This is a genomic window from Cohnella luojiensis, from assembly GCF_004564235.1.
Taxonomy (GTDB): Bacteria; Bacillota; Bacilli; order Paenibacillales; family Paenibacillaceae; genus Cohnella; species Cohnella luojiensis.
The window spans coordinates 161,731-186,308 of sequence record NZ_SOMN01000004.1; the positions used below are offsets into that span (position 1 = coordinate 161,731).

The 24,578-nt window shown below is 48.9% G+C and carries 25 protein-coding genes and 1 pseudogene; 9 read left to right on the forward strand and 17 right to left on the reverse strand.

The features are described from left to right. Positions 1–21: 21 nt before the first annotated feature. Positions 22–864, forward strand: coding sequence for a carbohydrate ABC transporter permease (locus E2980_RS05730; protein WP_240702898.1), 843 nt, complete (start codon positions 22–24; stop codon positions 862–864). A gap of 15 nt (positions 865–879) precedes the next feature. Here the strand turns inward: E2980_RS05730 and E2980_RS05735 are convergent, their stop codons facing one another. From E2980_RS05735 to E2980_RS05750, 4 genes are all read right to left on the reverse strand, one after another. Further along, the gene (locus E2980_RS05735) at positions 880–1,728 is read right to left on the reverse strand and encodes a helix-turn-helix domain-containing protein (protein ID WP_135151180.1); all 849 of its coding nucleotides are present in this window, start codon (positions 1,726–1,728) and stop codon (positions 880–882) included. Positions 1,729–1,741: 13 nt separating this feature from the next. Continuing rightward, positions 1,742–2,656 (reverse strand): sugar phosphate isomerase/epimerase family protein, encoded by a 915-nt coding sequence (locus tag E2980_RS05740; protein ID WP_135151226.1) that lies wholly within the window; start codon positions 2,654–2,656, stop codon positions 1,742–1,744. 11 nt (positions 2,657–2,667) lie between these two features. Next, positions 2,668–3,432 carry a phytanoyl-CoA dioxygenase family protein gene (locus tag E2980_RS05745; RefSeq protein WP_135151181.1) on the reverse strand — a complete coding sequence of 255 codons (765 nt, stop codon included), beginning with the start codon at positions 3,430–3,432 and terminating at the stop codon, positions 2,668–2,670. A 506-nt stretch (positions 3,433–3,938) separates the two neighbouring features. Then, the gene (locus tag E2980_RS05750; RefSeq protein ID WP_135151182.1) at positions 3,939–6,191 is read right to left on the reverse strand and encodes an FAD-dependent oxidoreductase; all 2,253 of its coding nucleotides are present in this window, start codon (positions 6,189–6,191) and stop codon (positions 3,939–3,941) included. Between the two features lie 141 nt (positions 6,192–6,332). On the opposite strand from E2980_RS05750, the gene E2980_RS05755 reads away from it, so the two are divergent. Next, positions 6,333–7,100, forward strand: a complete 768-nt coding sequence (locus E2980_RS05755; RefSeq protein ID WP_167746996.1) for an AraC family transcriptional regulator — start codon at positions 6,333–6,335, stop codon at positions 7,098–7,100. 271 nt (positions 7,101–7,371) lie between these two features. On the opposite strand, the gene E2980_RS05760 is transcribed toward E2980_RS05755, so the two are convergent. From E2980_RS05760 to E2980_RS05780, 5 genes are all read right to left on the reverse strand, one after another. Continuing rightward, a complete protein-coding gene (locus tag E2980_RS05760) occupies positions 7,372–8,271 on the reverse strand; it encodes a fumarylacetoacetate hydrolase family protein (protein WP_135151184.1) in 900 nt (299 codons plus the stop codon). A gap of 34 nt (positions 8,272–8,305) precedes the next feature. Next, positions 8,306–9,079, reverse strand: coding sequence for an SDR family NAD(P)-dependent oxidoreductase (locus E2980_RS05765; protein WP_135151185.1), 774 nt, complete (start codon positions 9,077–9,079; stop codon positions 8,306–8,308). A 38-nt stretch (positions 9,080–9,117) separates the two neighbouring features. Further along, positions 9,118–9,873 carry an IclR family transcriptional regulator gene (locus E2980_RS05770; protein ID WP_135151186.1) on the reverse strand — a complete coding sequence of 252 codons (756 nt, stop codon included), beginning with the start codon at positions 9,871–9,873 and terminating at the stop codon, positions 9,118–9,120. Between the two features lie 803 nt (positions 9,874–10,676). Beyond that, the gene (locus tag E2980_RS05775) at positions 10,677–11,513 is read right to left on the reverse strand and encodes a sugar phosphate isomerase/epimerase family protein (RefSeq protein WP_135151187.1); all 837 of its coding nucleotides are present in this window, start codon (positions 11,511–11,513) and stop codon (positions 10,677–10,679) included. A 26-nt stretch (positions 11,514–11,539) separates the two neighbouring features. Next, positions 11,540–12,616: a Gfo/Idh/MocA family protein gene (locus E2980_RS05780; protein WP_135151188.1), complete on the reverse strand. Its 1,077-nt coding sequence runs from the start codon at positions 12,614–12,616 to the stop codon at positions 11,540–11,542. Positions 12,617–12,754: 138 nt separating this feature from the next. On the opposite strand from E2980_RS05780, the gene E2980_RS05785 reads away from it, so the two are divergent. After that, complete coding sequence (locus E2980_RS05785) at positions 12,755–13,642, forward strand: helix-turn-helix domain-containing protein (protein ID WP_135151189.1); 888 nt, start codon at positions 12,755–12,757, stop codon at positions 13,640–13,642. A gap of 9 nt (positions 13,643–13,651) precedes the next feature. Here E2980_RS05785 and E2980_RS05790 read toward each other — a convergent pair whose 3' ends face one another. The 3 genes from E2980_RS05790 to E2980_RS05800 form a co-directional block, all read right to left on the reverse strand. Then, positions 13,652–14,566, reverse strand: a complete 915-nt coding sequence (locus E2980_RS05790; RefSeq protein WP_135151190.1) for an NAD(P)/FAD-dependent oxidoreductase — start codon at positions 14,564–14,566, stop codon at positions 13,652–13,654. A 53-nt stretch (positions 14,567–14,619) separates the two neighbouring features. Then, positions 14,620–15,108 (reverse strand): RrF2 family transcriptional regulator, encoded by a 489-nt coding sequence (locus E2980_RS05795; protein ID WP_135151191.1) that lies wholly within the window; start codon positions 15,106–15,108, stop codon positions 14,620–14,622. A gap of 106 nt (positions 15,109–15,214) precedes the next feature. Next, positions 15,215–15,658: a DUF6376 family protein gene (locus tag E2980_RS05800; protein WP_135151192.1), complete on the reverse strand. Its 444-nt coding sequence runs from the start codon at positions 15,656–15,658 to the stop codon at positions 15,215–15,217. A 162-nt stretch (positions 15,659–15,820) separates the two neighbouring features. Between E2980_RS05800 and E2980_RS05805 the strand changes: the two genes are divergently transcribed. Both E2980_RS05805 and E2980_RS05810 read left to right on the forward strand, forming a co-directional pair. Then, entirely contained in the window at positions 15,821–16,021 is a 201-nt protein-coding gene (locus tag E2980_RS05805; protein WP_135151193.1) for a hypothetical protein, read from the forward strand. Between the two features lie 522 nt (positions 16,022–16,543). Beyond that, complete coding sequence (locus tag E2980_RS05810; RefSeq protein ID WP_135151227.1) at positions 16,544–17,137, forward strand: hydrolase; 594 nt, start codon at positions 16,544–16,546, stop codon at positions 17,135–17,137. 85 nt (positions 17,138–17,222) lie between these two features. Here E2980_RS05810 and E2980_RS05815 read toward each other — a convergent pair whose 3' ends face one another. From E2980_RS05815 to E2980_RS05825, 3 genes are all read right to left on the reverse strand, one after another. After that, on the reverse strand, positions 17,223–18,221 hold the full coding sequence (locus tag E2980_RS05815) for a type I glyceraldehyde-3-phosphate dehydrogenase (RefSeq protein ID WP_135151194.1): 999 nt from the start codon (positions 18,219–18,221) through the stop codon (positions 17,223–17,225). Between the two features lie 72 nt (positions 18,222–18,293). Then, positions 18,294–18,569, reverse strand: a complete 276-nt coding sequence (locus E2980_RS05820) for a GNAT family N-acetyltransferase (RefSeq protein WP_135151195.1) — start codon at positions 18,567–18,569, stop codon at positions 18,294–18,296. Further along, entirely contained in the window at positions 18,556–18,807 is a 252-nt protein-coding gene (locus E2980_RS05825) for a (4Fe-4S)-binding protein (protein ID WP_135151228.1), read from the reverse strand. Before E2980_RS05825 ends, E2980_RS05820 begins: the two co-directional genes overlap by 14 nt. A 238-nt stretch (positions 18,808–19,045) precedes the next feature. Here E2980_RS05825 and E2980_RS05830 point away from each other — a divergent pair, with 238 nt between their 5' ends. The 3 genes and pseudogenes from E2980_RS05830 to E2980_RS05835 form a co-directional block, all read left to right on the forward strand. Continuing rightward, positions 19,046–20,236 (forward strand): MFS transporter, encoded by a 1,191-nt coding sequence (locus E2980_RS05830; protein WP_420808612.1) that lies wholly within the window; start codon positions 19,046–19,048, stop codon positions 20,234–20,236. 108 nt (positions 20,237–20,344) lie between these two features. Continuing rightward, positions 20,345–20,581 carry a catalase gene (locus tag E2980_RS25240; protein WP_476695911.1) on the forward strand — a complete coding sequence of 79 codons (237 nt, stop codon included), beginning with the start codon at positions 20,345–20,347 and terminating at the stop codon, positions 20,579–20,581. Further along, positions 20,485–20,949, forward strand: a pseudogene (locus tag E2980_RS05835) (catalase-related domain-containing protein); the annotation flags it as partial. The gene E2980_RS25240 and the pseudogene E2980_RS05835, both read left to right, overlap by 97 nt. 92 nt (positions 20,950–21,041) lie before the next feature. Here the strand turns inward: E2980_RS05835 and E2980_RS05840 are convergent. Together E2980_RS05840 and E2980_RS05845 are read right to left on the reverse strand one after the other, a co-directional pair. After that, positions 21,042–21,479, reverse strand: a complete 438-nt coding sequence (locus tag E2980_RS05840; protein WP_135151196.1) for a Dps family protein — start codon at positions 21,477–21,479, stop codon at positions 21,042–21,044. Between the two features lie 49 nt (positions 21,480–21,528). Then, on the reverse strand, positions 21,529–23,361 hold the full coding sequence (locus E2980_RS05845; protein ID WP_135151197.1) for an amidohydrolase: 1,833 nt from the start codon (positions 23,359–23,361) through the stop codon (positions 21,529–21,531). A 292-nt stretch (positions 23,362–23,653) separates the two neighbouring features. On the opposite strand from E2980_RS05845, the gene E2980_RS05850 reads away from it, so the two are divergent. Then, positions 23,654–24,490, forward strand: a complete 837-nt coding sequence (locus E2980_RS05850) for an alpha/beta fold hydrolase (RefSeq protein WP_135151198.1) — start codon at positions 23,654–23,656, stop codon at positions 24,488–24,490. Positions 24,491–24,578 lie beyond the last annotated feature (88 nt).

Here is a 24,578-nt window from a genome sequence, read left to right on the forward strand (position 1 = left end):
GAGAAAGGAGAGATCCTTCCCGTGGCCGAGAGAAAAAAACGCAATTCCGCTTTATTGAAAACGATAATCACGATCGTGATGGCCGTCTTTGCCGTTATCATGGTCATTCCTTTCATTTGGATGATATCAACGTCGTTCAAAGTAAACGGCGATGTCTTCAAATATCCGATCGACTGGATTCCGAAGAAGTGGCATTTCGAGAACTATAGGGAAGTGTGGACGGGGTCGAATCCTTTCTATATTTTCTACATTAACTCTATCAAGATTACCGGCATTACGGTTGCGGGCAATATCTTAACAAGCGCAATGGCCGGATACGCGTTCGCGAAAATAAAGTTCAAAGGGCGGAACGTCCTTTTCTTGATGTATTTGTCGACGATGATGATTCCCGGTCAGGTGTTGCTCGTTCCCCGGTTCATTCTGTTCGACTGGATGAAACTGATCAACACCCATTATTCGCTTATCTTGCCGGGATTGTTCACCGTGTTCGGCACCTTCCTGATGCGGCAATTTTTCAGCACGTTGCCAAATGAGCTAATGGAGGCCGGTCGCGTGGACGGAGCCGGATACTGGCGCACCTTCTGGCAAATCTGCCTGCCGCTCACCAAGCCGGCGCTGGTGACTTTGTTCATCCTCACCTTTACCTGGCACTGGAACGAATACGAGAATCCGCTCATTTTCCTCCGGGATAGGGATTTGTACACGCTGCCTCTCGGATTAACCAGCTACGTAGAGGAGTTCGGGACGAACTACGTCCTCACGATGGCCGCATCCGTCTCCGCGCTCTTGCCTCTTTTGGTCTTGGTCGTGGTTTGTCAGAAGTGGTTCGTTGAAGGGATCGCAAGCTCGGGGTTGAAAGGTTAGCAGACCGGCTGGAGCCTAATGTTCAATGTTGAAATTTCTATATTTGTTTCGGTAATCGTTCGGGGAGAGCCCTGTTTTCTTCCGAAACAGGCGGCTGAAATAGTTCGCGTCTTGGAACCCAAGCGAATAAGCGATCTCCGAAACCTTCTCCATGCTTGTAGTGAGCCGCTTCTGTGCCGACTCGACTTTGAACTGATGAATGTAAGCTAACGGCGGCATGCCCAGATCATCCATGAACAGCTTGCGCAGATAGGATTCGCTCACTTGGAATAGCTCGCTTAATGCTGCCACCTCTCCTGAATAATCCGGATGTATGGATAAGTAAGCCATGACCGCCTGCACTCTTGGATCTAAGCCTGGCAGCTGGTCTACGCGTTCGGCACCGTAATATTTATTGAGCATAAGCGCGAATAAACGTTCCAATCCGGATTGAAGCAGGATGGCTTGAGCGAAGGAATCTTCGGTAGAGTCTGCAAGCAGAGTATCTATAACCGGCTTAATGATCGCCATATTATAGCCGGAGTAGAGTATGGGGAGCTTCAGTACATCCGACCATTTCCTATTGTTAGATAGGCTAAGCTCTGCTATGAAGTTAATGCTGGTAAGGCGGACTCTCGAAGACACCGCATAACTCGTGATGTCCGATTGAGGGGGAAGCAGAATCAACTGGCCTGCAAGGGCGCCGTAGGAGATTCCGTTCACCGTGAAGCGGATTTCGCCTTCCTCCAGGCACCACAACACGTCGTGAGGAATACGGCGGGCATCGCGGATCCGCCAAGTATAGTCCAATTCGTAGGGAGTAATGTGCAAGAACGTAAGCTTAAGCGAGTTGAGGAAAAACCGGCCGTTCGTCTGACTGATCACTTGAATACCCCCGTTAGGAACAATACTCCGACCTACACTCCTTCCACAAAGCCGCCGCGATATCCTTCAGGACGAGAGCTTGCCGCGATCGGTCGGACAGCTCCGTTTCCCGTTGCAGCCGCTTATCGTACCTCGAGATCGCATAGCCGATAGGCCCAAGCTCGCATACGAACGGCAGTCTGTCGCCAGGCATCGCGTCCTGAAGCCAATATTTCATTCCTTTCCCCCACCACCTGCGAAAATGCTCCGTCATCGCTTGGCCCGCGGCCGATTCCATATCGATCTGAACTTGGTTGGCGCCTGAGATCCGTGCATGTAACGTGCCCGTTCGCTGGAGCAGCTCCTCGAAATAAGCTTCGGTCTTCTCGTCATATTCATCCATCGTGCCTGCTACCACGTAGTGTGACAAGTCGATGCTAAGCCTCATGCCAGGTATCGCCTTCACATAGTCGCATGTGCGGATGACGTCTTGCGTAATGCGCCCGCGATGCGTCTCGATATACAACGGAATCCCTTCCTTGGCGCCCGCATCGGTCAATCCATCGAGCAGACGGATCGCTTCGTCGCCGATGACGTATTGGTCCATCACTTGGCCGTTCACGTACTGCGCGCCGAATTCGGCAGCACGCTTCAGGAAAGGAACAGCTTCTTCCCAAGTCCGAGGAAACGGAATAAGGTGCACGCCGAAGCTGAACCCGTACCGGTTCAATAGCTGCCTCCACCTCCGTTGTTCCGCGGGCTCCGAAGGAAGACGTCCCAGTATCCCGTTGAATCCGGCTTCGGCCAACCGCTCAAACTTCTCCTCGTCCGACCATTCCCTGTCTTGGCGTCCGCCATGGATTCCGCTCATCGCCCACCAGGATTGCTGAAGCTCCAGTCCCGGAGGGCTGGAGCTTCCGTCGTTGATGCGATACCGATGTTGAAGCATCCGATCTCTAGTCACAGCGTTGGAACCGTACCTCTAATGTCGTCGTTCAGATGTAGGCGGTCCTCCCCCGAGACGAGGAACGTCTTGATCCTCGACGTATCGCCGCCCCATTCCACCATCTTGAATTTCACTTCCGGCGTCGTGTAACGGACCGAGAAGGCGACTCGCGGGATGTTACTGTTGTTCGCTTCCGAACCGTGGAAAGTCGCTTCATTGAAAAAGGCGATTTGTCCGGGCGACATCTCCAAATCAACCGCTTTGGACTCATCGACCGTTTCGGCCGCTAGACCTTGCTCGAATACGCTATTGTCATCACCTAGGGCTACATGAGCAATGTGCTGCTTGTGCGTGCCCGGGATTACGCGCAAGCAGCCGTTTTCCTTGATCGAGAAGCCAAGGCTCATCCACGCGGTAGCGTTGATCGCAGGCTCCATCGGCCAATAGTTAATGTCTTGGTGCCACGGAATGAACTTGCCGTTGCCAGGCTCCTTGTACCAGAAGTGCATTGCCCAGAGCACGAGATCCGGCCCTAATATTTGTTGAATGGCGTTCACGATACTCGGATGCGTGGCTAGCTCATAAGCCCATCGGTGATGGTGATGCCACGCCGATAGATTGGTTTTCGTCGGTCCCGGCTCGTACTTGGACTGACCGAGCACCTTGAAGAACTCATTGTAAAACCTGTCCGACTCCTCCAAGCTCAAGCCTTGAGTCGGTCCGCTATACCCTTCTTCAACGTACTGCCGCTTGGAGAAATCCTGGCCTTTGGTAATCATGTTCTCCGCCTCCCGAGTTGGAAATGCTGATCATGCCTTCATTATAGTGAAGGGCAATTCCGAGAACGAGGCGGTGAAACGGCTATTCCTAGCACAAAACGCTTTTTATTAATATGGCTCTTAAGTTAGATGAAGCAGCCGATTGAAACCTTCGCCTGTGAATTTTCTACGATTGAATCGATAACAAAATTCGTCCAAATAGCCACTTAGCTCAGGAAGCGGTACTCATAACATGAAGAGGATATCCCATGCTGCTACTTAAACCGCCACCCCGCCTCCGTTTACAAATCTAAGTGTAAAATAGTCAGTTAGTCTCAAGGAACAGGTATCATTTTCAAATCTAATTGCAAAACATGCAATTAGTTGAAGTCAATTAGCCCAATATCGGAGTTTAGCCGGAAACTAAGTGTATATTCTGCACGTAGTTGATCCAACTGGAGGGAATCTGAGTTTCTTAATGTATATTTTGCAACTAACCTCTTCTGCGCAACTGGTCACGGTACTCTTTAATAGACCCGAATCTCCGTAACCTCCGCATAGGCCGACCCGTTCGTCTGCTCTACGACTAGGCGCAAGCGCTCCGTCACGGCCGGCTTGGCAAGCGTATGCCTTCTCGTCCGTCTCCAGTTATCCGTTATGCGTTCAAGCAACGTCCACTTGCCATCCTGCCAGGCCTCAAGCCTATAAGTATGGACCAGCTCCGGGAACACTTCGAACGGGGTCCGATGATGGTGTAGATTGATCAGATCCTCATTGACGTCATCGTTGAACGTAAGCTGAACTTCGCCAATCGTCTGAACGGAAGGCCAGGACAACTCCAGCCATTGCTCATGATTGTCCCCCGAGTCCATTCTTTCCGAGATCCAGAGGTTTGGACCTCCATAAGGCCGCAAATATCCGTTAATCGCTTTGGTTGCCTTGTAGGCTCGCGTGTCCGAGAGCAGTCTAAAGCAGAATGGCGTACGCACCAGCTTCTTCGAGCTCCACTGGATGACCGGCTGATCCGGTTGGTGATCCTCCAGAGAAGAGGATACGAGCGGTTTCTCCCCCTTGGCGAAGGATAGAATTCCCGTCATCGGAGTTTCGGATAGATAGAGCCGGATCCGCTCGTTCTTCTTGACAACGAGGAATCCGTTCCGTGCCGTATCGGGACGCCAAGGGAGCTCCGCTCTCACCCATTGCTTCTCTCCTGCCGTTACGGCGATTGAAGTGCTGATTTGCAGTTCGGAAGGAACATAATTCTCCTCCCGTCCCGTATCCCAGAGCTCTAACTCCAGAGTCGTTTCCTCTTCCGCGTCCAGCAGCAGCTCGATCGTGCCGATCTCCCCGTCCACGGGAATAAGCTGGCCCGCATCGTTAGCCAGCTCGTAGGTACTTGCGCCGCTGGTTATTTCGAGCCGGCGAAGCTCGCTAGAAGCCTTGATGGTCGCATGCCGCGCCAGGTCCGCGGAATCCTCGTTACGAACGCCTAACAGAGACGCGTCTGCGCGCAGCATAACTTGCTGCAACTCCTTCATCCTCGTACGATGAAGCTCTCTCGGCGAGATCCCGTACCGAACGCTCAGCGCAGTACCGGCTCCCGCCGCTTCGCCAATGACGGCGCAAGTCGCCATGACACGAGTCGTTCCGAACGCGACATGGGTTGCGCTTACGTTCCGTCCGGCGAACATCATGTTCCTAACGTTATTCGAGTAGAGCGAACGGAACGGAATATGGTAGTTGCCGTCGGAATACAAATGCTTGGAGCCGCTCTCTGTCGAATACATGCCTTGCGGCGGATGAAGATCAATGGACCAGCCTCCGAAGGCGATTCGGTCCTCGAAACGGGTCTGCGCCAGGATATCGTTCTGGTTCAGTACGTAATCCCCGATGAACCGGCGATATTCCCGCTTGCCGGGCAATGCCCCCACCCATTCCAACGTCAGGTTGGCCGAATCGAACTTGCCGGAATTCTTGATATAGTCCCAGATTCCGTAGATGACCGACCAGAGCTCGTCGCGGATCCGTTCGTTCTCATGGACGGTATCATGCTCTCCGCCCCACTCTATCCACCAATAGTGACAGCCGGAGTCCCCGCTTCGTATAACTCTTTTGATCGGAATCGTCGTTTGCGCGATGTCCTTAGCGAACTTAGGAGCTAAGTAGCGGACCGGTTCGCCGACATCCTTCGTATAGAACAAAATCGTGCTTCCAAGCGTGATATCGTCCGCCTTTTCCGGAGCCCAATCTTCACCGTATTCGTGCTGCGCCTCACGTCCAATCCGGAATGCCGCTCCTGCCAGGAAGCCGATCAGTCCGTCTCCCGTGCAATCGATGTACATGCTGCTCTCGAACTTGATCCTACGCTCCGATCCCATCATCCAACCGGTAACGCTGATGATGCGCCGATCGTTCTCTTCGCCGTCGGCATCCACCTCGTGCACGTCCGTATTCAGGAACAACTGGATATTCGCTTCCGCCCGCACCGTCTCCAACACGACCAGATCCCAAATATACGGATTCCCTTCGGGATTACGGAACTGATTCTCGACGAACATCTCGCCCATAATTCCGGTTTCCCTCGCATACCGCTGCACGCCGTGACCCGTTGCTCCGCATACCCACACCCGCACCTCGCTGCTCGAGTTGCCGCCCAGAACCGGACGGTTATGGACAAGCGACACCGTTTGACCCTGTCGCGCAGCTGCCACTGCCGCGCAGACGCCCGCCAGACCTCCACCGACAACTGTTATATCTGATTTTACTTTCTCATCACGCATGAGTAGCACCTCTTCACTAGGAAGTTATTCAAGTAATAATCATACTTTACCTAAAATATTAGACATCCGACATGCAATAAATTATCATGGACTATATACTTTATTTCATTGAATCGAATCGGATGCGAGGCGTTCATGACGATGAGCAAGTATTTTAGTCCGACATTGCTTACCCATACCCATTGGATCAACAAAGAGAAGTTCCTTTATGACGTAGATACCTATGCTTCTTGGACTCTATTCGTCGTTGAAGAAGGCTCTTTCTCCTACCGAATTCGCGAGTCGGAGGGAGAAGCGCGATTCGGCGATCTCGTCCTTTGCCCCCCGCACACTGCCTTCCATCGCAAAGTCACAAGCTCGCTCACCTTTCACTTCTACCAGTTCGATTGGGATCGGGATGAGACTTCCTATGGGCTTATTAAGCTCAAGGACACCGGGCGCCTCTCCTCTAACTTGGATTATTTGAAACGCGTATCGACGGACGAGGATAAGGCATCGATGTTCGAGCACAAGAGCCATTACTTAGCGGACTTACTGTTCATGGCAGGTTCGCAAGAGAGAGCTCTCGATGCCCTTAAAGACGAGACGGATCCCGTCACGCTCAAGGCGCGGCTGTGGATGGAACGCCATTACTCGGAACCGATCAACTTCCAGAAGCTGGCCGGTACGCTCGGCATCAGCCCCGTGCAGTTAACCCGGCGATTTACCCGGAGCCAAGGGGTAACCCCGATCAGCTATCTTACGTGCCTCCGCCTGAAGAGATCGTGCGATTTGCTGCTGGAAACTCACCTTACCCTCGATCAGATCGCGAGAGAGTGCGGGTATGAGAACGGCTTCTACTTGAGCCGCGTCTTCTCCAAACGAATGAATATGAGCCCTTCGCAATATCGATTGACTTTCAAGATGTGAGAAACAATAAACGACTGCATGAAGGCATGTAGATGCCCTGATGCAGTCGTTTATTGTTTCGCGCCATTTACTTCTTCCACACTGAAGCGTACTTCTTGCGGTATTTCGGGTCGGGGTCGCTCTTCGCTAGATTGCACAGAAACTGCGCGGCTCGCGAACGGAGATGGTTTTCCTTATGGGGTTAACTCCGCCGTAGCGTATGTCCGTGTCTTCGGATTTAAGATTTGCAACGATGGTTTGAGCATACGTATCCATAAGATTGCCTCTAGACTTAGGAATCAGCGATCAAGCGGTTAGTCAGCCGGCCTAGCTTCTCGATCTCGATGGTCATCTCGTCGCCCGGCTTCAAGTAAATTTGTTTCTCCGGCGGATATCCAAGGACTACCCCTTCAGGCGTACCCGTCAATATGATGTCGCCCGGGACCAGCGTCAAATGCTGGGAAATATAGCTCACGATTTCATCGCAGTAAAAAATCATATCCGACGTATTGGAGCTCTGACGAATTTCCCCGTTCACGAGAGTGCGCATGGAAAGGTCATTCGGGTTGCCGACTTCGTCGGCCGTGACGAGGTAAGGACCGAGCGGACTGAAGTCGTCGCATACTTTGCCAAGCATCCATTGGCTCGTACGCAGCTGCAGATCGCGCGCGGACAAATCGTTAACGACGGCGTAGCCGAACACGTGATCAAGCGCTTTTTCCTTCGATACCGCTTTCGTTGGCTTGCCTATGATAATGACCAGCTCGCATTCATAGTCCATTTTCTTCGTCACGCTGGGAACCGCAATGTCCTGCATATGGCCTGTTAACGTATTGCTGAATTTATTGAATAGGATGGGGAACTCGGGAATCGGCGCGTTCGTCTCTTCGGCATGTTTACGATAATTAAGTCCTACGCAGATGATTTTGCTAGGACGCGTCACGCACGGGCCCCAGCTAATATCGTCCTCGTTAACGAAGTAATCGGCATTGCCATCTGTCGGTAACCTATCGACATAGGCTTGTAGCGAAGCCAAGGCTTCCTTGCCATTCTCGATGACGGACATCACATCCGTCGACACCCGGCCATCGGCGGGATGAACGCTTAACGCTTTCTCTAGATCGACGATTCCCTTATCCGTCTTAATTCCTAGGGTTGATTTGCCTTCTTTAATCATCGTAAGCAGCTTCATCTCATAACCTCCAAGGTTAGTAATCTATTATTGTTTAGGCATCTTTGCCGAATGTCGCTCCGCCATCGATGTAAAGCGGGGAACCCATCATGAATTTCGATTCATCGGATGCCAGATAAAGCGCGGCATAGGCGACATCGATAGGACGGCCTAATTCGCCGCTCAATTGCCGTTTCTTAATGCCTTCCAACGCCTTCTCGGGATCGTCATAAGCGGTTTTTAAGTAATTTTCCACGAAAGGAGTGAGAATCGTACCGGGGAGCAGCGCGTTCACCCGAATCCCGTAAGCCGCATAGTCAACCTGCATCGACTTCGTCAGGGCGAGCACCGCTCCCTTGGTCGCCGAGTAAACCGCTCTCTTCGCAAGTCCGATCTCGGCGATGCAGGAGGACATGTTGATAATGGAGCCGCATTTCTTCTCTATCATATGAGGTACGATATATTTGCTTGGCAGGAATACGCCATTCACGTTAACCTTCATAACCCGCTCCCATACATCGAGCTCAAGCTCATGAAGCGCTCCTACTCCGCTAATTCCGGCGTTGTTAAACAAGACGTCGATGCGATCGTATTTCTCGATGATTCTTTCAACCATCGCTTTCACCGATTCCGGGTTCGTCACGTCCGCTTGAATAAACAGCGCTTCCCCGCCCGATTGGTCGATTTCCTTTACCGTCGCTTGTCCGTTCGGCTCCGACAGGTCGTTAACGATAACTTTGGCACCCTCGGATGCGAACAATAGCGCGGTTGTCTTACCGATTCCCGAGCCTGCGCCCGTGATCACGGTAATCTTATCCTTTAATCTCATGCCTGTACACTCTCTTTCTATGTAAGCGGTCGTTTCCGTTAATTCAATCGGGATAGCTTCCGGGCCAGCTCGCAAATTTCAAGTGTAGCCCGCTCCGCTTTCTCCTCCCAATGATGAACCGGCATCGAGCAGCTTACCGCGTACAATGCCTGCTCCAAGCGATTAAATATAGGCGCGGCCACGCACTGAATGCCTAAGACTGCTTCCTGCATATCAAGCGCATATCCTCGTTCCCTTGCGAGATCCAGTTGCTTCATCAACTCTTGCTTGGTCTTGGCTGTATGAACCGTCAATGGCTGGAGGCAGTCGCTCTTGTACAAGGACTCCACGTACTCGCGTGGCTGGAAAGCCAATAACGCCTTACCCATGGCCGTTGAGTGTGCCGGCATTCGCATCCCTGGCTCGGATACGAGACGGAACGGAGTAATAGCCTCCACTTTGCCCAAGTACCAAATCTCGCTTCCATCGAGCTTGCTCATCTGGATCGTCTCGCCCAAGCGATCGCGAACAAGGGAAGCCTCCTCTCGGAAACGCTCCTGCAAATCAAAGCCCTGCAGGAAGGAGTATCCGAAGTCCGCCATGACGGAGCCGATCGAATAACCCTCCCCTTCGTTCTTATGCACCCATTGAAGCGCTTCCAAGGTGTGCAGGAGGGAGAACATCGAGCTTTTGTTTATTCCCAGTTGGTTGGATAAGTCTATTAGCTTGTTCTTACCCGGGGATCGGGAGATGAGCATGAGCACGTCGTGCGCCTTCTCCAGCGCGGGAACCCAATATTTCTTCTGTTCCGTCATAGGCGTTCCTTTCGATTTGGTTTTGTATAGTAAACCAGAATTTATATAATAAACCTACGAACCCATTATAGCTTCAATTACTTATTGTTTCAAGAACAAGATAAACGATAATTTCACGTGACGAATGTCCTCGGTCACTTCGGGTTATAGCAGCCTTCTGCGCCGCCTATAGTCCAAGGGAGAAACGCCAAACGCCTGTCAATCTCTTAACCCACATGCAGAAGTGAGGCGCGGTATCGAATCTCTTGCTGAATAATAGGGATATATAATTATGGCTATAGGACGTCCATTGCTCTAACCAGTCTGGATCATACGCCTCGCTAGACTTGAGCTTCGAGTACCCATCGACGGCTTAGAGCACTGACGGACTCCGATTTCTCACATTTAGACCGCTGGCAGCGGCTTAGAGCACAGACTGACTCCGATTTCTCACATTTAGACCGCTAGCAGCGGCTTAGAGCACAGATTGACTCCATTTTCTCATATTTAGACCGCTGGCAGCGGCTTAGAGCATAGTCTGACTCTGTCTTCTCACATTTAGACTGCTGGTAGCGGCTTAGAGCACTGACTGACTCCGATTTCTCACATTTAGACCGATGACAGCGGCTTAGAGCATAGTGCTTTCGCATGCCCATAACTTGCTTAAGAAAGCGGTAATAGACTGACTAAAAATGCAAAACGGTTGAGCAGAAATGAACCCTCTGCCCAACCATTTCTTTAACTTTCGAAATCCTTTTTGAAACAGGGCTGTCACTTAAGTTTGTAATAAGCTTATGGGACAGCCTCAGGCGATAAGCTCCTATTTACAATCCCGCGGCTCCGAACACCTTATCGAAGCAGCTCTTGGAATGCAGCACCAGCTCTTCGGGGGTTCCTTGCCGCGGCTCCTGCGCCAAGATCTCTTGGGATACGGGGCCGACGTAGCCGATGGCGCGAAGCCCTTTCAGGAAACCCGTCAAGTCGATCACGCCTTCGCCTGGGTAAAGCCGTCCGTTATCCAGCGCATCTTCCACCGGTACGTCCGGCGCGTCGTTAATATGGACGTGAACGATCTGCTCCGCCTTCAATGCCACGATATCGGCGATATTCAAACCGTTCGTGTACCAGTGGTACGCGTCCAGCAGCAAGCCGACGTTGCTTTCGCCGATGGTGCCGATCCAATCCAGCGTCTCCTCCATCGTCCAGATGAAAGGATTGGCCCAACGGGTACGCAGATGATGCGGTCCGACGAATTCTAGTCCCAATCTAATGCCGTACGCGCCGAGCAACTGCGCGCAAGAGCGCAGGCGCCGGGTGGCCAGCGCCATGAAATGCGCCGACGGGTAATCCGTCGAAGGAAGAATGTACGTGCAGCATCGGGTGCAACCCAACAATCGGGCCGCGGCGGCATACTCGCCCAACTGCTTCAATCCTTCCAGGAACGCCTCTTCCGTCGTTCTCCAATCGACCGGCAACCCGATCGAGCCGATCACAACGCCATTCTCGGACAGCAGTTCTTTGGCTTTCTTCTCTCCGAATCGCTCCACAAGCGACAGCGCATTGATATCAACCGCCTGGAAGCCGTATTTTCCCGCAAGCTCGATCAGTTGAACCTCGCTCTCAAGCGCTCCAAGCCCTGCTCCGCCCAAACCTCTAAGCATCATAGTTCCTCCTGTTCGTTCTTTCTTTACTGATCCCAATTCAGCTTCACTTCATGCCCGGTGCGAGAAGATTCGTAAATGGCGTCCAGGATCAAATTATTCGTATAACCGGATAATGCCGAAGAGATCGGCTGCTTGCCTTCGCGGATGCACTCTAGAAAATGGCGACTCAGGCGCGCCCTTTCGCCTTCGTCATTGTCCGGTCTGCTAATATCCGTCTCGATCGGACGATCGAATTTCTCCGTCAGCAGCTTACCTTTGGAGCCCTTGTAGCTTGCGCCGCCTTCCGTGCCCATCAGATGAACGAAAGGCGTGTTGTCCGTATCCATGTGAACCGCCCAACTGACTTCGAGCGTCAGTGAACTGCCGTCTTCCATCTTGATCAACGCGGTCGCAAGATCCTCGACGTCATAAATGCCGTTCCAGTCGGGCTTGCCCCAGGAACCGATGCCTTTGCGCTTCGGACCGAATTCCGCATAGGTCGCTCCGTACACGGATACCGGCTTGGGATTGCCCATCAGATAGAGCGCCAAATCCAGCATATGCACGCCGATATCGATCAGCGGACCCCCGCCGGACTGCTCGGACCGGGTAAACCATGTCCCCCAGCCCGGGATGCCCTTGCGGCGGAACCATCCCGTTTTGGCCGTATAAATTTTACCCAGCTCGCCGCGGTCGATCTGCTCCTTGATCTGCATGGGCACGGATTCCCAACGCACCTGATGACTAACCATCACGACTCTGTCCGAATTCCGGCTGGCTTTCAGAATGCGGCGCGAAGCTTCGGCGTTGATGCCCATCGGTTTCTCCAACAGCACGTGTTTGCCCGCCTCGATCGCCTGTATCGCTAGCGGCGCATGATAGTGGTTGGGAACGCCTATAATGACTGCGTCCACATCCGCGCTATGTATCAATTCCTCAGGCGATGCCGCTACATTAGCTATTCCGTACTGCTCCGCCCTTTGCTGCGCAAGAGGCAAGAACGTGTCGGTAATGGCTGTCAATTCGCACAGATCCGACAGCTTTCCGAACTCGTTTGCGTGTACGCTCCCGATATTTCCCGCACCGATAATTCCGATTCTGATTTTTTGCCCGCTTCCCATTCTCGTGCCTCCCTGATACATGATTTAGCATCCGCTATATTGGATTTTCGTTCGCGATTCTTATGTTAAGATAGACCGAGAGGGAATGCGTGCTAGATTTTCGATAAACGTCCCATTTTTTCGGAGGAGCTCCCCAAGATGACCTACTTTCCAGACTATTTGAAATCGTATCCCAACATGGACAGCGCTTCGCCGCTTCATATCGGTTTGCACAGCATTCCGCACGGATTCCGGCCGCATCGCCACGACTTCCTGGAATTCTCCTACGTGATGGAAGGGACGGGAGCCGAATCCGTCAACGACGTTAAGCACGAGATGATCCCGGGAACCTTCACCTTCGTGCTGCCCTACCAAATTCATGAGATCTTTACGGCTCCGGACAGCACGCTCGTGTTATTCAACTGCATGTTCAGCATGGACTTGCTCATGGAAACCGGGCAACAAGAGGCTCTGATCAGCTTGATCGACAGGAGCGGCGCCACGCCCTACGTCCAGTTCAGCGGAATAAATCGCGACGAAATGAGACGGTTGATCGAAAACCTGCACCAAGAATATTTGGGAAACGAGCCCTGGAAGCATACGATGCTGCAAATCAGGCTTAAGGAAATATTAGTCGCTTTCGATAGGGCCAGAGGAAAGGAACGTCTACCCGCGTTCGAATCGTCCCATCCAACCGGCCCAAGCAAAAGAAACGCTTCTGTATGGCCGATCATCTACTACATCCATCGTAATTATCAGGAAGATATAACGTTATCCGAACTGGCGACGCGCTATTCCATGAGCCTATCGCGGATCAGCGAAGTCATCAAGGAAACGACGGGCCAGAATTTCCTTCATTTCCTGCACGATTTGCGGATACGCCACGCCTGCAGCCTGCTCGCATCCACGAAGATGAGCGTTTCGGAGATTGCGCTGGAAGTCGGATACGGCTCCTATCAGACGTTCTCCCGCGTATTCCGCGAGTCCAAGGGAATGGTGCCCAAGGATTATCGAAAGCTGAGAGCTGAAAGGGAATTTTCCGGTTGAGTGATTTAACTAGATCTTGCTATTCCATGCCTCTTCAAGCAGTTCGCCATTAATGCCCACACCGGCCAGTGCGCCCATAGAAGCAGCCGTTATCGCCTGATACAGTTCCGTTGCTGCATCACCGGCACTATAGATCCCCTGAACGTTCGTTTTGCCGAAGTTATCGACGATGACGGTTCCTGTTTCCGTGACATTGCAGCCTAATGCTTGCGGCAAGTCTGATCCGGCAACCAGCTTCGGCGCAAAGAAAATCCCCGTGCATGGAATTATTGTGCCGTCCTCCAGCACGACTCGCTGTACCATACCATCGTTAGATTCAATACGCTGGATTGGCGAGTCAAATGCAGGAACGTTATGTTGCTTAAGCTCCTCGCGTTGTTCATCCGTCCATTCATCGGGTCCATTGGTGCAGATAGTAAATTGTTTTGTCCATCCGGATAGCATTTTGGCCGAGTGCAGCGCTCTCGCACCCTTGACAATCAAGACGAGCGGCTGATCTCTTAATTCCCAACCATCGCAATAAGGGCAAACGAAGGCGCTTTTACCATACACGGCCGTCAACCCGTCAATATCCAGAGGGAGGTCCTTCATTCCTGCTGCAAAGAGCAGCTTTTTGCTCCGATAGGTCGTTCCCTGCGCGGTCGTAATTTGAAAATCACCATCGGTTCCCGTTATCGTAACAGCAGCGTCCTCCACAAAACGGACAGAGGGATATGCGTTAATCTGCTCCTTCGCTATTCGCCGAAATTCGCCCGGACTGATGCCGTCTCTGGTTAGAAAACCATGGGTCTCGCGAGTGACCCGATTACGCGGACGTCCTTCATCGATAACTACCACGCTTTTTCTTGCCCTGCCCAGCACAAGCGCTGCATTCAAACCTGCCGGTCCGCCGCCTATAATCCCTACATCGATATGTTGCTCCATTATATCCATCCTCCCGGATCTTTAATATCCATAATTAAGGCACAAGAAGAACGTTACTTCTTGTTTACCGCATTGTTGCTGTCAAAGGAAGCAGAGTCCAGCACCGACTGGATCGTATGCTGCTGTAAGTATTGCTGCATATGCAGTTCGGCGCCGTCCATCACCTTTTTAACCAGACAATTCTTGTTCCCTATATGGTGTGAGTTATCCGGCTCCAAAGCTTCCGATTCAAAAAATAACCGATGCCGCTGCGCGTTCATATTAAAGCATTCGTATAGATGCTGTCTGCCTTCGACAACCTGAATGACTTCAAGGAACGTAATTTGATCGGCTGCCTTCGCAAGTTCGTAACCGCCGCTCGCTCCAGTCACGGCGCGTACGATTCCATCCTGCCGCAGCTTGGACATGATCTTGGACAAGTAGCTTTCCGAAGCCCCGAGGAACGTAGATAATTCCTTGATTCCTACATTGTGACCGCGCTCCGTATGAGCTAAATGAATTAATGCGTGCAGTGCATAACCCGTGCTTTTGGAAAATTGCATCAGTAACGCCTCCCTTCTATAGGAATAACAATTATTATAGACCCGTAATGTCCATTATAAACATTACGGATCCGTTATTCAAGTAGCGGAAGCATGTACCTTACCCTTAACCGCCTAAATTATTGATCTGCTCCATCAACCGCGTAATTCCCGTCAGCGTCTGAATGATCTGGGAATCTTTAATCGCCTGTACAGCCGGGATGTCGTTCAGCAAGCCGTTCAGAACCTGATCGATCTCTTGCTGCAGCGTAGCGTTGTATTTCTGCAGCTTGGCGTGGACGTCCGCAGCCATAGCAGGTGCTTCCAGCGCATTGAAATCCCCCACCCGCTGCTTCATGGCTTCCAGCTCTGCCACTAGCTTTTCCTTCACCTCAGGATCGATCGCAGTCTGCTGCGCCATGTCCGGCAACTTACGGGTAAACTCGGCAGCCTGATCCACATACGTTGTCGCTTCGCTTGTATAGTTCAACGACCGGTCGATCTGCTCCACCACCGAACACCCCGTCAGAAACGCAATGACCACCAGAAAGAGCGCAAGCTTCATTTTCATATCGGCATCAACTCCCTTCGTCTACCTATTCATACTCCCCTTACCTAAAAAACGTTTCACAAAATCGTTCTTGGCACTCCTTGAGGAGGCATCGGTCTGAATGATAACTTTCCATCTGGAGATGATAAAAAAAGCGACTAGGAAATAATGGGGGTGTTCCAATTGAACATTGTGGACGGAATGGATGCAGCGAGGTTTAACTCGGCGAATCCGCATGAGAATTCAAAGGATGAAGAAGCGAAAAAAGAGAACACAAAAATGCCAATGGTTTTAAGAAATCTGAATAACAAATCTAACCTGGACTCCACTTCTCCACAACAGGCAGAAGCTCAAATGGCGCAACAACCTCCGTTAAACGAATAAATCTAAAAGGGACAGATAAATAACATTCCTCCATTCAAACTAAGAGCAGCCCATGCTAATGGCTGCTCTTAAGTTTGTCCATTCCTCCTGGAATCGGCGCATTGTGTCCGATCGACTATGGTAGTTTCACTATGGACCAGACGGACACTATCCCCTCTTGGGTATATATTTATTTACGATTTTCTGCGTCGTTACTGGACTGAGCAGGCAGAAAACATAAGCAATACCTATACGTCACATAGATAAACACATATTGATAGATAGTAACCTTACTTATAGAATGAAGTAGGTCGGCGCCGACTAATACAATATATTTTTGAAGGAGCGTATAAATTGGAATTCCGACTCGTTAAAAAATTAGCAACTGGTGCCCTCACTCTTACTGTCCTTTCTTCAGTAGTGGGTTTTGTTGTAGCCAATGGAGCTGTATCTAACACGGTTAATGCAGCAACGAAAGAAAAAACCGTACAGGCGTCACCTGTAGCAGCGAAGCAACTTTTAACACCTGATGATCATTCATTGATGCTAATTGACCACCAGCCACAAATGGCTTTTGCGGTTAAATCTCATTCTGTGGAGCTAGTTCGTAATAATACAGAAGCACTTGCTAAAGCGGCTAAAGAATTCAACGTACCCACGATTTTGACGACTGTAGCATCTAAAACTTTCAGTGGACCGATTTTCCCGGAAGTTCAAGCGGTGTTTCCTGACCAAGTACCAATCGACCGCACAACGATGAACCCGTGGGAAGATAAAAATGTTACGGATAAAGTAAACAGCTTTAACAAACAAAAAATTGTAATGGCCGGTCTTTGGACAGAAGTTTGTTTGGTAGACCCTGTGCTTTCTGCGCTTGATCAAGGTTTTGAAGTTTACTTCATCTCCGACGCTTCTGGCGGCGTAAGCGAAGAAGCTCATGCTATGGCTGTAGAACGTATGATCCAAGCGGGCGCGATTCCTATGACGTGGATGCAGTATCTGCTTGAGCTGCAACGCGATTGGGCTAATCAAGAGCACTATAATGGAGTTATTGCAATTGCAAAAGAACATGGCGGTGCTTACGGTTTGGGCGCCTTCTATGCATCGGAAATGTTTAACGCACAAGAAGGTAAATAATAATTATTGAATTATGAAAAAGGTTGAGCAAGTGATTACACTTGCTCAACCTTTTTCCTATTAAGCGGTTTTTTTATTAGCTTTTTCACTTATTTACTAGATATGCCGCTACTTCAGCTAATCGTGAAGCGTAACCCCATTCGTTATCGTACCATGTTGCGATGGATAGGAGTTCTCCCTGTACTTGAGTCAACGGAAGGTCAATGATGGAGGAATGGGAATCGCCTACGATACGAGAAGAGGCCCATTCACCTTCTAAAACATCCAAAACTCCCTTTAGCTGACCATCTGTGGCGGCACTGCGGAAAATATCGTTTACCTGTTGTACCGTACATGGTTTTTCCGTAACAAGGTTTAATTCGGCAATACTTCCGGTACGAGTTGGAATTCGGTAGGCCTTACCTGTAATCTGTAAATCTTCCCATATGAATTTCAGGGCTTTTGCAGCACCCGATGAAGAAGGAATGATATTTTCCGCAGCGGCCCATGAATCCCGACGATCCTTCATAGGCTGATCCGTCAGCGATTGCGTGTTCGTATAGGAATGTACGGTCGAGAATAGTCCATACTTGATCCCGAAGTTCTCTCTTACGATTTTGACAACAGGAGCCAAAGCATTGGTCGTACAGCTCGCCATACTGATGATCTTGTGCTTGTCCGGATCGAATTGATCCAGGTTAATCCCTTTAAGCAATACGGCGTCGCAATCCTCAAGGCTCTTGCTTGGTCCGCTTACAAGCACTCGATTTGCCCCGCGATCCAGATGGACTTGAGCAACGGCACGGGTAACGGCTCGGCCTGTACAGTCGATTACCAAATCCACTTCTAAGGCCTTCCAATCTGGAACTTCTTTAGACGAATTAATAAACTGAATTTCACGTCCGCCAATAACCATAAGGCCTTCTTGTCCCGAGACATCTTCTCGCCAGCGTTTATAGTTGGTGTCAACTTCAAAGAGTGCGGCAAGAGTCGCTTCATCTTTAATATCTGAAATTGAAACCGGAACGAAAAGTTGATCCTGTAAAGCGACTCTTAATAATTGCCTGCCAATACGTCCAAATCCGAATATTCCTATTTTACCCATAGTTAACCTCCATTGAATGATGAATCAGATTTTCACAAATATAATTTGGAAAATATTATAAAAACTAATCTCTTATTTTAATAATACGTCATCATAATCTTTATGTCGGTCAAATTGACTTTTGGTGAAAGGACATAACGGCATAATCTTTATACCTTCCTTCCTAGCAAATTCGACAATTCGCCTAACTAACGCTTGTCCTACTCCTTGACCTCGCATACTATCGGATACAAACGTGTGATCTACTATTATTGTACTATTCCCAGATGGAACATAATGTATTTCTGCATCTCTTTTATCTTTTTCTCCTACATAAAAACTGTTCTTATCTTCATTAATTATAATCATTATTGTTCCCCCGTTTAGTATTATCTTTTCTAATATATTGCAAAGCACCGCTTGGGCATTTATCAATAAGATCGGCAATTTTGTCAGCCGTTTCTTCATCTGCATTAATCCATGGTTTCTTTTTTACGTTGAATACTCCTGGTAACCCTCTCACACAATTTGCCGAATGAATGCATCTTCCAGAGTGAAAAAAAACATCAATATCCTTCCCTTCGTATTTCTTGAATTCTTCATTCATTTCTACAAACACTCCTTGTATGATCTGTTTAAGTCCTATTATATTGAAATTTTTATACACTAACAATTCCGTTATTTCAATATCATGTATAGCCACTTACTATAGCTTCACTCATTTAAGCGGCTTCAATCAGATATAATCAATAACTATACTATATATAGACAGATTCATATTGATAGATGCTAATGACACTTATAAGATGAGATTGAATAATGGAAAATAGCAAGGAGGGGTTATTTTGGTTAACGAACCGTTGTCCAAATCGTCAAATTTATCAATCATGACCGCAATTCTTTTCTGGTGTTCATTAGTTGTAGTATCGTCTGTGTATTTAACGATTCCATTAGTTACGATATTTGCAGACTCATTCAAGGTAACGCCTTCTCAAGCTGCTTGGGCCGGCAGTGCCTTTTCGTTTGCTTTTGCAGGTGGAGGTCTGTTCTTTGGAGTATTATCCGATCGTTATGGACGAAAAAAAATGATGTTGTTAGGGTTACTATTGCTCACTGTAATAACTCCGCTAATCGGGAGTGTCAGCAGCTTTTCTTGGCTTGTTGCCCTTCGAGCCTTACAAGGTTTAGCCGCGTCCATGTTCCCTCCGTCTGTCTTGGCCTACGCGATGGAGATGTTTCCGATTAAAAGAAGAGTAACCATTATCGGGTTCATTAGTACGGCGTTTTTAATGGCTAGTATCGTTGGGCAAATATATAGCAGCTTTATTGTTTTGAACTTTAGTTGGTCTTATGTTTTCTATATTCTTTTTGCGGTGTATTTAATATCCTCTATCTTGATTGCCTTTTTTATTCCAAACGGCAAAACACAGCAACCAGATGGCAGCTTCTTTTCTCCCTTTTTGCGAATAGGCGATATTTTCAAACGGAAGGGCTTGCCCCTTTGCTACATCATTTCTGCTACGCTCTTTATTTCCCTTGTCGGTTTCTTTACGACTCTTGGAAGCTATTTAAACAGTTCGCTCTTCGGATTAAGTCATCAAGATATTCTATGGGTCCGTGCGGTTGGTATCATCGGAATGTTAGTAGCACCGTTTGATGGAAGATTGGTTGCGAAATTTGGAGTCAAAAAAGTTTTATGCTGTGGATTGATTTTTGCTGGAATCGGTATGGGATTGTTAGGCTTGTGGCCTAACCTCATTTTTTTAGTATCGATGAGCGTTGTGTTTACTACGGGAATTGCTCTGGCTCTTCCCGCATTGATCTCACTAATTGGTCGCATTGCGGGAGAGATCCGGGCAATCGCGGTTTCGTTCCACATGTTTATGGTATTCATAGGGGCATCACTTGGGCCGATCCTTTCGATTTACTTGATAAATCACGGAGGCTATTTATTCACTTTTGAAGTATTAGCTGGATTGTTGTGTTTAAGCTTGATTGTTCCCTTTTTTATTCGTTTAGAAGAACCTCGCAGCTAACCGGCATCATCCCAAAACGAGATTACTTTGGAGGTTTTATACATGGAAACTAAAAATGGCCATTTAACTACAAGTTGGGGCGCTCCCGTTGGAGATAACCAGAACTCCATGACTGCCGGCTACCGCGGTCCAACCCTCATTCAAGACGTCCACCTTCTGGAAAAGCTTGCCCATTTCAACCGGGAACGCGTCCCCGAACGTGTTGTTCATGCCAAAGGTGCCGGCGCACACGGATATTTTGAAGTAACCTGCAAGGCCGTTTATTCGCCTATGCCGATGCTCATCGCTATCGGGTTGGGACCAACCATCATACACTGCCTATCAATAAACCTGTTGTCGAAGTAAATAACAACAAGCGCGATGGCCAAATGCGTTCCGATCGCAATGGGGGAAATTCGATATACTATGAACCAAACAGTTATGGCGAAGCTGCCGAATCGGCAGCGTACAAGACAGCCCCGTTTGAAGTAACCGGTTCAGCCGATAGCGTCCCGTATTACCATGATGATCATTACACTCAAGCCGGCGACCTGTATCGATTGCTTAGTGTAGAAGAACGCGGGCGTTTAGTAAATAACATCGTGAATGCCATGAAGCCGGTAGAGAAGGATGAGATCAAACTCCGTCAAATCTCTCACTTCTATAAAGCAGATCCCGAATGGGGGCAAGCGATCGCCGAGGGGCTTGGTTTAAGAGTTCCACAGTTGGCTTAATACAATCAGTCAAAAAGAGAGCAGTTCCTCACAGCAAACGATAGCTGAGAACTGCTCTTTTTGTGCTTCGGTCAAGATTTACGATATTAAAATTAACCTAAGTACGATTTCAACATCCAAACATGCTTTTCCAGGGAGCTATGAATTTCCAAAAGCATATCCCCAGTTGTTTCATCACCTTCACGGTCTGCAATACTCATGCCCTCTTTCAGTTCACCCACAATAATCCCAAAATCATCTACAAGCGTGCGAACCATCTCATTTGCATTCTCATTGCCTGCTGCATCTTTTACTGTAGCTTTTTCGATAATTTCATGAAGTGTCGCTACCGGACTAAAGCCTAATGCCAGCAGCCGCTCTGCAAGATTGTCCACATGAAGTGCAGTTTCCGTATAAAGCTCTTCGAATTTCAAATGCAAAGTGAAGAATTGTGGCCCTTTAACATACCAGTGATAGTTATGGAGTTTGGTGAACAACAGACTCCAGTTAGCAATCTGGGTATTAAGCACTTCCGCTAGTTTTTCTGACATGATAATCTCGCCCCTATTGGATTATTTTGGATAAAATGGTGAAACGCACTTAGAAAACGAAGCAATCCAGGTCACAGAAGCCGTTGCCATGTTGATGATTGCATCCATGATGATGGTGTGCCTTTTGAGGTGCCGGAACTCCTGCCCCGCCGCCTCCGTAATTTGTTCCATTGTAGTAGCCTCCAAAGAAATTATGTGGAGACCAGTCTGGACTTGCTTTGGGAGCTGGCGGCGACAAAGGTTGAAATTCGTTGGCACCGTAGACAATCTTGCCTCCTACTACAGTGAAGACAGATTCTATTTTTTTAATAGCTTCTTCGGAGACACGAAAGAAGTTATCAGAAAGAATCGAAAAATCAGCATAGTGACCCGCTTTGATTTGCCCTTTCACATCTTCTTCTTTGGAAAACCATGCATTACCGGATGTATACATGCGAAGCGCTTCATGCCTCTCTACACGATTGGAAGCAGGGTATAAGCTTAGTCCGCCAAGTGTCTTGCCCGTCACTAACCAGTATAAGGCAACCCAAGGATTATAACTGGCTACTCTGGTTGCATCTGTCCCTACCCCAACACGCAATCCGGCTTTAATCATCTTGCTGATCGGAGGAGCATTTTCCGCTGCTTCCGCCCCATATCTTTCGACGAAATATTCCCCTTGGAAGGCCATTCGGCTTTGAACGGCGATCGAACCGCCTAATGCGACGACCCGCTCCAAATCCTTCTCCTGAATCGTTTCGGCATGGTCCAGAATCCAGCGCAAGTCTTTGAACGCAACCTCTTTATTCACGCGCTCAAATATATCGAGAAAACGCGATATGGATTCCCCATAAGTGGCATGAAGACGAAATGGCCAACGTTGCTGTACGAGATGCTGGGTAACTTCGAATAGTTCATCTTCCAGTACAGCGGGGAGTTCCGGGCGGGGTTCAACAAAATCTTCGAAGTCCGCTGCGCTATAAACAAGCATTTCACCGGCACCATTATGACGATAGTAGGAACTGCCCGTGTACGGCCGCGTAGTAGCAGTCCATGCTTTAAAATCACTCAATTCATTTTTGGGATGCTGGGTGAATAAATTATACGCCGTGCGAACCGTAATCTCTCCGCGCCTATCAAGCTCATCAAAAACCTGATAATCATCGGGATAGTTCTGAAAGCCCCCGCCAGCGTCAATAACGCTTGTGACTCCGAATCGATTTAATTCCCTCATGAACAATCGGGTTGAATTGATTTGGTCCTCGTATGAAAGCTTCGGTCCTTTCGCTAAGGTCGCATACAAAATAGTAGCATTAGGTCTAGCGATGAGCATTCCTGTTGGATTCCCTTGGCTATCCCTTTGGATTTCTCCACCTGGCGGATTCGGCGTATCTTTCGTATACCCGATAACTCGCAAGGCTGCTTTATTCAAAAAAGCCTGACGGTAAAGATTGAGGATAAATACCGGTGTTTCCGGAGCAATTCGATTGATTTCATCCAAAGTTGGCATTCTGCGTTCCACGAATTGGAATTCTGTCCAACCGCCAACAACACGGACCCAGTGAGGTGCTGGCGTACGATCCACCTGCTTTTTCAGCATACGCAAGGCATCCGCTACGGATGGCACGCCATCCCATCGAAGCTCGAGATTATAATTGAGACCGCCTCGAATGAGATGAATATGAGAATCGTTCAAGCCTGGAATTAACATTCGTTCGTTGGCATTTACAACTTGCGTGGAAGGCCCAACATATTTCATGATTTCAGCATCATCCCCCACCGCCAGGAAATGGTCGCCTTTAACTGCAACTGCTGTGGCTGCTGGATTAACATCGTCCATCGTCACGATATGGGCATTAAGAATGACCAGGCTTGCTTCAACAATCGTCGTTTTCTCAGACATGATTTTGTTCTCCTTTGAAATTTTTTACTCCTTCAATTCTGTTCATTCACCTTCTATATAAGTCTATAAGTCAGAACTCTTTCTATCAATAAGGCTTTCTCTATAACAGCCATAGAAATCACTTATATATTATTTTAATAATATTTTATAGTATATAGTTTTTGTCTATGGGTATTATAGAAAAATGAAGATTGTTCGTCTGTTTGCATTTCAATATACTTATTACATGCAGCAGGTTTTCAAAGTCTTTGCTACAGACTAACCAAAACCAATTCGAAAGGAAGTATGAAACATGCCTAAATTAACAGTCGGAACAGAAAACGGGCAACCCATTGAATTATATTTTGAGGATCGTGGTGCAGGCAAACCTGTAGTTCTAATCCATGGCTGGCCGCTGAGCGGACGCTCGTGGGAGAGTCAAGTTCCAGCGCTCATCGATGCAGGTTACCGCGTAATTACATATGACCGCCGCGGATTCGGACAATCCTCCCAACCGTGGAACGGTTACGACTATGATACGTTTGCGATGGATCTCAATAAGCTAATCGAACATCTGGACCTTAAGGACGTGACACTGGTCGGATTTTCGATGGGTGGCGGAGAGGTTGCCCGTTACGTTGGCACATACGGAACAAGCCGTGTCAAAAAAGCCGTATTGGCTGCTGCGGTTCCGCCGTTCTTCTACAAATCCGCTGAGCATCCGGAAGGCGGTCTGGATGAAGCCACCATTCAGGGCTTCCAAGATGGTTTGAAAAAAGACCGTGTCGCCTTCCTTGACGGCTTCACTCACAATTTCTTTAAAGCAGGGGATAGAACCGACCTGGTCAGCGAGTCCTTCCGTGTTTACAACCTTGACATTGCTACTTACGCTTCGCCAAAGGGGACGCTGGATTGCACTGATGCCTTCGGCCGGACGGATTTCCGTGGCGATTTGGCGAAATTTGATATCCCATTGCTTGTTATCCATGGCGATTCCGATGCGATTGTGCCGCTTGAGGTAAGCGGTCAACTTTCCCACGAAGCTGTAGCAGGCAGTCAACTCGTCGTAATTGAAGGCGGACCGCATGGTTTGAACGCGACTCACCCTGAACAATTCAATACCGCTTTGATTAACTTCCTTAAAAACTAAATTAATGAAAAGACAAAAAGACGACTCATTTCCATTTTTTGATGGGCGGAGCCGTCTTTTTTCTATTCTCACACACGTTTTTTGCTAG

Bases quoted from the DNA above. Each gene is read 5' to 3' on its own strand.
- E2980_RS05825 (WP_135151228.1), bottom strand. From the start codon at position 18,807: ATGAATGAAGAATTCAAGAAATACGAAGGGAAGGATATTGATGTTTTT.
- E2980_RS05780 (WP_135151188.1), bottom strand. From the start codon at position 12,616: ATGGGAAGCGGGCAAAAAATCAGAATCGGAATTATCGGTGCGGGAAAT.
- E2980_RS05840 (WP_135151196.1), bottom strand. From the start codon at position 21,479: ATGTCAGAAAAACTAGCGGAAGTGCTTAATACCCAGATTGCTAACTGG.
- E2980_RS05810 (WP_135151227.1), top strand. From the start codon at position 16,544: ATGCTAATTGACCACCAGCCACAAATGGCTTTTGCGGTTAAATCTCAT.
- E2980_RS05760 (WP_135151184.1), bottom strand. From the start codon at position 8,271: ATGAAGCTGCTTACGATGATTAAAGAAGGCAAATCAACCCTAGGAATT.
- E2980_RS05815 (WP_135151194.1), bottom strand. From the start codon at position 18,221: ATGGGTAAAATAGGAATATTCGGATTTGGACGTATTGGCAGGCAATTA.
- E2980_RS05745 (WP_135151181.1), bottom strand. From the start codon at position 3,432: ATGATTACCAAAGGCCAGGATTTCTCCAAGCGGCAGTACGTTGAAGAA.
- E2980_RS05750 (WP_135151182.1), bottom strand. From the start codon at position 6,191: ATGCGTGATGAGAAAGTAAAATCAGATATAACAGTTGTCGGTGGAGGT.
- E2980_RS05790 (WP_135151190.1), bottom strand. From the start codon at position 14,566: ATGGAGCAACATATCGATGTAGGGATTATAGGCGGCGGACCGGCAGGT.
- E2980_RS05755 (WP_167746996.1), top strand. From the start codon at position 6,333: ATGAGCAAGTATTTTAGTCCGACATTGCTTACCCATACCCATTGGATC.
- E2980_RS05740 (WP_135151226.1), bottom strand. From the start codon at position 2,656: ATGCTTCAACATCGGTATCGCATCAACGACGGAAGCTCCAGCCCTCCG.
- E2980_RS05800 (WP_135151192.1), bottom strand. From the start codon at position 15,658: ATGAAAATGAAGCTTGCGCTCTTTCTGGTGGTCATTGCGTTTCTGACG.
- E2980_RS25240 (WP_476695911.1), top strand. From the start codon at position 20,345: ATGACTGCCGGCTACCGCGGTCCAACCCTCATTCAAGACGTCCACCTT.
- E2980_RS05765 (WP_135151185.1), bottom strand. From the start codon at position 9,079: ATGAGATTAAAGGATAAGATTACCGTGATCACGGGCGCAGGCTCGGGA.
- E2980_RS05785 (WP_135151189.1), top strand. From the start codon at position 12,755: ATGACCTACTTTCCAGACTATTTGAAATCGTATCCCAACATGGACAGC.
- E2980_RS05845 (WP_135151197.1), bottom strand. From the start codon at position 23,361: ATGTCTGAGAAAACGACGATTGTTGAAGCAAGCCTGGTCATTCTTAAT.
- E2980_RS05770 (WP_135151186.1), bottom strand. From the start codon at position 9,873: ATGACGGAACAGAAGAAATATTGGGTTCCCGCGCTGGAGAAGGCGCAC.
- E2980_RS05775 (WP_135151187.1), bottom strand. From the start codon at position 11,513: ATGCTTAGAGGTTTGGGCGGAGCAGGGCTTGGAGCGCTTGAGAGCGAG.
- E2980_RS05795 (WP_135151191.1), bottom strand. From the start codon at position 15,108: ATGCAATTTTCCAAAAGCACGGGTTATGCACTGCACGCATTAATTCAT.
- E2980_RS05820 (WP_135151195.1), bottom strand. From the start codon at position 18,569: ATGATTATAATTAATGAAGATAAGAACAGTTTTTATGTAGGAGAAAAA.
- E2980_RS05850 (WP_135151198.1), top strand. From the start codon at position 23,654: ATGCCTAAATTAACAGTCGGAACAGAAAACGGGCAACCCATTGAATTA.